The 6,870-nt window shown below is 30.4% G+C and carries 9 protein-coding genes; all 9 read right to left on the reverse strand.

Annotation, left to right across the window (positions count from 1 at the left end):
- Positions 1-503 precede the first annotated feature (503 nt).
- Complete coding sequence (locus ACWCXX_RS40040; RefSeq protein WP_427729487.1) at positions 504-737, reverse strand: hypothetical protein; 234 nt, start codon at positions 735-737, stop codon at positions 504-506.
- A 97-nt stretch (positions 738-834) separates the two neighbouring features.
- Positions 835-1,563 (reverse strand): hypothetical protein, encoded by a 729-nt coding sequence (locus ACWCXX_RS40045; RefSeq protein WP_451136094.1) that lies wholly within the window; start codon positions 1,561-1,563, stop codon positions 835-837.
- Positions 1,564-1,931: 368 nt separating this feature from the next.
- On the reverse strand, positions 1,932-3,344 hold the full coding sequence (locus ACWCXX_RS40050) for a hypothetical protein (RefSeq protein ID WP_451136096.1): 1,413 nt from the start codon (positions 3,342-3,344) through the stop codon (positions 1,932-1,934).
- Between the two features lie 78 nt (positions 3,345-3,422).
- Positions 3,423-3,575 (reverse strand): hypothetical protein, encoded by a 153-nt coding sequence (locus ACWCXX_RS40055; RefSeq protein ID WP_427729491.1) that lies wholly within the window; start codon positions 3,573-3,575, stop codon positions 3,423-3,425.
- A 15-nt stretch (positions 3,576-3,590) separates the two neighbouring features.
- Positions 3,591-4,049: a hypothetical protein gene (locus tag ACWCXX_RS40060; RefSeq protein ID WP_427729492.1), complete on the reverse strand. Its 459-nt coding sequence runs from the start codon at positions 4,047-4,049 to the stop codon at positions 3,591-3,593.
- 2 nt (positions 4,050-4,051) lie between these two features.
- On the reverse strand, positions 4,052-4,315 hold the full coding sequence (locus ACWCXX_RS40065; protein ID WP_427729493.1) for a hypothetical protein: 264 nt from the start codon (positions 4,313-4,315) through the stop codon (positions 4,052-4,054).
- Positions 4,316-4,438: 123 nt separating this feature from the next.
- Positions 4,439-4,615: a type II toxin-antitoxin system CcdA family antitoxin gene (locus tag ACWCXX_RS40070; protein WP_427729494.1), complete on the reverse strand. Its 177-nt coding sequence runs from the start codon at positions 4,613-4,615 to the stop codon at positions 4,439-4,441.
- Between the two features lie 56 nt (positions 4,616-4,671).
- On the reverse strand, positions 4,672-6,006 hold the full coding sequence (locus tag ACWCXX_RS40075) for a replication initiation protein (protein ID WP_427729495.1): 1,335 nt from the start codon (positions 6,004-6,006) through the stop codon (positions 4,672-4,674).
- A gap of 430 nt (positions 6,007-6,436) precedes the next feature.
- Positions 6,437-6,870 (reverse strand): hypothetical protein (locus tag ACWCXX_RS40080; protein WP_451136100.1); only part of this gene is annotated, 434 nt, incomplete at its 5' end.

Here is a 6,870-nt window from a genome sequence, read left to right on the forward strand (position 1 = left end):
AATTTTTTTACTAGAATGCCATTTATAACCTAATTTTTTAATCTTCAATTGTACTGTTCTTTCAGATTTATTTAATTCTTTAGCTATATCAATTACTTTAATATTCATGTCTGCTATTGATTGCATTACTTCTGATACTGTCATGTCTTTTAATTCCATGTTATCAGCTCCTATAGATTAATCATTTATTAAATCTATGGTAGCATTGTTTCACCTCTATTGTCAACCTTTTCCTTTTTTCATTTTTTTCATATTTTCATAATTTCCATAAGTCATTTTTAAATAAGTAATGATAATCCATAATATAGCGATAATTGAATATATAAAGACAGTAAAATATACAACTAAATCATTCATTTAAACCCTCCTGGTTTTTCTTTAAATTAATTTTCTTTCCAATAAATTTATTGAATCTCTTATAAAATGAAAAACAAAAATACATAAAAAATATAAACATTCCCGTAACAATTAAACAGGCAACATAAGTATCAACAACCATTTGATTAACCATTTTTTACACCCCATTTTTCAATATCATTATTTATTTTTTTATAGAAATTACTGAAATCATTTTCATCCTCTGAATTTAATAAATAACCAAAGTGAAATTCAAAGTCATTACGTAATACAGTTAATAATTTTAATTTATATACTGAACCGAATTTTTGGATGTTAAAATATTTTTTCTTAAATCTATAAAATAAAAATAAATCTACATTTTCGCCTTCAGCCGTCATAACAACATTTCCTTTCTTGTAAGAACTAGTGAAAGATTGAATAAGACACAAAGCACCAAAAAAAAACGTAATACCGATTACAATATAAAATAACAATTTAATACACCCTTTCATTTCTTGGTATATATTCTGTATCTGCTAACTTTTTAACTTTTGCAGATGTATCATATAAATCTCTCAATTTATTATCCTGTACAAAGTTTTTACGATAATTACGATGTAATTTATTTTTTAAACCTGGCTGTGAAATAACTGATTCATATTCGATACTGTCAAATGATTTAATAAACGTCCAACGCTCTAATAAAGTACGACATTCAACTACATCAAACGTCTGCTCACGTAATGGTTTAACTACACGTGTATACACTTGAGACGAACAAATAATTTTTACTCTTTGTTTACGTTGTTGAGTAATTTCACTTAATAATGATTCGGGGAAATCTTTCCACTTTGTACTATTCCATTCGTTTTGAATTTCATCTATTGCAAAAATAATTCCTTTTTCACCGTTACGAATATCATAAAATTGTCTCCAATCAACAAATTGATCAGTTTCATTTACGTATCCGAAATTCGTATAAATTAAGCACTCAGGAAATTTTTTTCTCATACGTTCGAGGTACTCAACCATAGCAACTGTTTTTCCATAACCTTGACGACCACAATACATAGTTACACCGTATTCATTAAATGGTCTTCCATGTTTTTTATAAAACTTTAAATCTTTAAAGAACCAATGAAAAAATATAAAAAACTTTTTAGAAAAACCAATCTCTGAATATATCTTTTTTAACTTTTTGTTTTTAATAATAAAAACCTCCAATTTGGGTGTGATTGATTATATATATAATTGTGCGCCGTCGTAGTCTCGGCATCCGCTCGAGACGTTTACGACTTACGCACACAATCAATTTATTGTAGGAATTTTTGCGATTAACCAATTCAGAAATGCCCAACCAACTGAAATAGTATAGATTGTAAATATTAAAGCGATTATTTGAATTACTGTATCTACAGGCATAAAACAAGAAACAACACTCAAAGCATTAAATAGGCTCCCTACCTCTGTAACACCGTTGAAAATGGTCCTTAAGTTCATAACAGGTAGTAAACCCATTAGACTTTCCAAAATGAAAAATAAAGGTTTTATTATTGCGTCTATAATCAAAAAATAACCACCTTTATATATAATTAATTTCTAACTCCATCTACTTTATTTAACATTGCTATAATTTTTCTATAGGCATACCAGCCAAACAAAAACCAAAGTAAACCACGCATGATAGGCATGTAATAGCTAGATGCTTGTAACAAATAATCCATAGATACAATTGTTAAGCTCTTACCATAAATCGAAATTTTAATATCACTCCGCATACAACTACCTACAGAACCTTTTAAAAAGCTGAAATCGGGTAAAAGAACAAGTTTATTACCCATATCAACCATGTTTGATAAACTGGCTGCTAATGTTGTGGGTATGAATAAAGCCTTTAATAAATCCATAAATGCAGTTGGGATAGCTTTAATAGCATCTAATATGCCTTTTAAAAGCCCTGAAATACCAGTTAAATCAGGATTAATAGCAACGTCACCAGGCTTTGTTAAATCCTGTACACCGATACCCCCATCAACTTTAGGAATATCATTTTCCCATGTGATAGATGGATTTTTCCAAACTATATCGGGATATTTGACATTTGGTATTGCTAAACCTGTTGATTTATCTATTGGAATACCGTCCTTAAATACAACATCTACATCTTTTGTACCTGCCTCTATACCCGGTAAGACACCAGTTGGCACAGGTAATACAACTCCTGCATCTTTCATTCTCGGAATATCTTGTTCTTTTAATTTCTTCAAAGTTTGGTCATAAATTGCTGAATCATCTGGAGCAAAAACATTAACGTCATTACCCGTAAGAACATTTATAACTTTAAATTCAAATGGTACGGCAGAATAGGCATGAGATAGAGATATTATTGCACTTAAACTGCCTGATTCACCGGCTTTTATCATTTGTTTTCTGTCATAACTACTATTAGTTTTTAATTCAAATTTACCAAGTTTTATATAACCACTAGTTCCATCATTTATAGAACTCCACGTAGAACTAAAAACTTGCATTGGTTCTGGATGCCAAGTTGATGTACTAAAAACTGCTCTATAAGGATAATTAAATTTAAAATCCGCAGCCGTAGAACCTTTAAAAGAAACTGTATAAATTTCTCCAATAATTGTAGATTTATAAGCTTCGTGAAATTTATCAAAAACACCTGTTATAGAATCCCAAATATCATCAGACAAACCTCTTATCGTTGAATCAACTTCCATAGATAATGCAACAGCCGTTTCAAATCCTTTTCTCGATATATCTGACAGACCATTCCAAGCTGACTCAGCATAGCCTTTAAGGTCTTCTATATCTGTTTCATACACTGTTTTATATACTTGCAAAGACCCTGCACCTACTGCACCGATACCAGTTACAAGACCAGTAAAAGCCTTTTTAACAAATTCAGTTCCTAATGTTGCACTCGCAGCGTTAACAAATTGAATTTTTGCAACTTGTGGTGTAAAAAACATAAGTACTAACGACAAACTAATTAATGTTTTTTTAAACAATTAAACCCCCACCCTATTTAAAAAAGGATTGGGCATAAGCCCAACCCATTTTGATCACAAGAATTTATATACGATACGAGGGATTAATGAAACTCCCACCATGATAGCCATAATACCAATTCCGACTGGTAACAATACTCCAATGTTATCTGATACGGCAGATGTAATTGGTGCAACTTGTTCAGCAGTTAAAGCATTACTTTTCATATGTAACCACCTCCTTTAGCGCAAAAACTGTTTGATAAACCACCATAAACAAATGACAATCACCATTAGTGGTATGAAGAAAACGCTATATGTCAAAATTGCATCACATGCACTTGAGACCAGTTCCAAAGATTTATTAATACTAGTTAATAAATCTATAGTTGCTTGTAAATTTTCATTTACTAAATCTAATTTTTCCTCTAATGCTGAAGTACCAACTCCTGACCCATCGGGCAGGTTTTCAAGATTATCAGAAAATGTTTGTATAGAATCAGATAAATCTTTATTAGTTTCAGTAGATTGCTTTAAAGATTCTTCGGTAACTTTTTGAATATCTGATAAGCTATCTTTTAAAATTTCATTTGAATCTTTATTTGATTCTTCTAAAGTTTTTTGAATACCTAACAAAGTATTGTGTATATCCTCAGATTCTATCGAATCCTTTACAAGACTTTCTTTAATTGATTCATCCATAATTACTTAACAGCAACTACATCACTGACTGTAAAAGTTGGCTTTCCAAATCGTTCACCCACATCAACCGTAACTGTACATTTTTCCCCTTTACGCAATGTATTAAGTGGTTGCATTTCAGTAAGAACTGGCTTTACATCAAGTTTAAAACTTTCCAACCCGTCGGATAATGTAACACTTGCAAAATCAAAAGCTTCACCATTTTTTTGAGAAATACCCTTGTTTCGTTCTGCTCTGATAAAAGTTAATCCTTGTCCCTTTAACATGTAATTTCCCCCATTTTTTATAATTTAGTATATACGGATATTTGTTCTGTTTTTTTCAGTATATACGGATATTTGTTCTGTTTTTAATATACAAAAAAGGCGCTGACAATGCAACACCTTTTTTCAAAATTCTTCATTTTTTTCGTTTTTTTCTTCTAATTCCAATTCTTGTATCAGCTTTTTAGCAGCATCTGTCAGCAAAACTGACCTACTAATATCTAACTCTTTTAATTTTTCTAGTATGTCCTTATCTATGGTGACCATTATTCTCTCTTTATTTGATGTTTGTTTTCTACCCATAAGATAACCCCCTTTTAATAGAGCGCTTCTTATAGTATAATAAATTTAGGTTTGTTTTAATAGTTTTCTAGGTCTGTTCTTAATTCGAGGACGGACTTTTTTTCTTTTTTATATTCATTATTATTTTTCCGATATTCATTAGCCAATTTATTTTGATCATACATATCTCTTTTTAATTTAGTAGGATTTTCAATTGTATTATTAATATCAACATTTTGTATCTTCGACTTACTCAACGCAACACGCTCTTCAAAAGTAACAATTTGCTTCCCTTTCAACTTCTGTTTTCTTTCATATTCAGGCATAGCTTTACAAAGTTTCTCTATAGCATGTTCCAAACTATAATCTTCTTCGGTTAATACTGCCGTTCTTAATCTACCTAAAATTTGAGGAATTTCACGCTCAAAATTGGATTGAACGTCCTTGTGTATAGTTAAACCATGAGTAGTGTTAAATGCAAAGTGCTTGTCCAATTTAGTAAGCATAGACCAATGTGCGCTATCATGATGATATTTCCCCATTAATAACGACCATAATCTTGATAAACCATCTACACTTAAACAATAATTAAAATCATCAAATAATTTTTTTAAATCCTCATCATCTTCACATAAATCAGCCAAAAAAGGTCTTCTTACTTCTATTTCAATATTCCAAACCTTGTCGGGATTAATACCATGTTTTTCATATAACTCATAAAAATAATATTTTTTCTTATCTTCTATTTCCTTCGATTTATTATAAATACGCATTGCCAACCTACTACGGTCACCAACCATCATTGTTCCAAATTCGCCACTACAAACATCTAATTTATAATAATTTGGTTTATTATCTTTTTTTATATTTTCGGGATAACTAAATGTTTTCATATCTTCTAAAGTCCAATTAAATTGATCACTATGTACAGCGAAGTCAACACGATTAATCCTAACTTCAGAAGGTAAAAAACCTAAAGCCCTTAAAACCGAATGTGCTTCATGATATGCACCTTCAACACCTTTTTCCCATAATAAAAACTGATTTAATTGTACCCTCATAGGTAATTGATTTTCTCTCTCGTTTTTACTGAAATAAATTGCCATAGAATCATTTCTCAAAGAATATTGATATAAAGGTGGATTCCCTGTATTAATTTCAAAAGATATTGGCTTTTTATATGCATCTATTTTACACTGAATAACCGTTTCTGAATCGCCATCATCTTGTTTCGATAAACGTCCTGCTATTAAAGAATCTCGCAATCCACAATCCATTACATCATCATAATGATAACTACCAAAGTTTAACCAAAGTGTATCTATATTGTACAAATAGTTCTTCTTATCCGGCTTATAACGCTGTTTCCCTGCGGATGTATAGCCGTTTTTCTTAGTGTAATTCGATGGCACTTACTTACCCTCCTTTCAACTTTTTGGAAAAACACACTTTCGCTAATGTGTGTTTCATGTTAAAGCCTACAGCCATAAGGATTCTAAAGCGAAAATACTACTCTACTATGACCCCATATTATAAGGCTTGGGGTCATTTCATTTTTTTCTTCTATCCACCCATTAAAAAGATTTAAAGATTAAAAGCGCTAATAAGATATGAGGGGTAGGATTCCAATTCTAAAATTATAAATATTACAATATTTAACTAATTGAATTAGTTTATAGTTAACAGTTGCGCTTGGCATTCGCCAATCACTAAAGGCGCTTATACATGCAAGCATGTGAGAACGCTACGCTCTTAAAACATAGGACTATTGTTCTACAAAATAGATCTTGCTGCCAGCTGATATTATCAAAATTCTAATAACAAAAACATTAATTTAACGATTTACAAAATACCTTTTTCCTTGAATACCTTACGAATGCACTCATTAATTAAATTACTTTTTTGTTTACCGTCTACTTTATCTATAATTCCTGCTAAATCTGCATCAATATAGTACGCTCTTTGTATTCTTTCATGATTTTCTTTATTCAAAATTACATCAATCATATCTAGTTCACTATCTTTTGTTTTTTTAACAGTACTATTATTTCGGTTTTCTTTTTGCACCTTTTCTTTTTCAACAATCGGTTTTGTAAGTTGCTTTATTGCAGAATTATCAAATAACTCTAAGAAGTTTTTATTATCATTTTCCTTGTCGTATCCTTCTAAAATCGGTTCATAAATTTTTTTACTAGAATGCCATTTATAACCTAATTTTTTAATCTTCAATTGTACTGTTCTTTCAGATTTATTTAATTCTTTAGCTATATCAATTA

The sequence above is a fragment of the Streptomyces sp. NPDC001732 genome, from assembly GCF_053596315.1.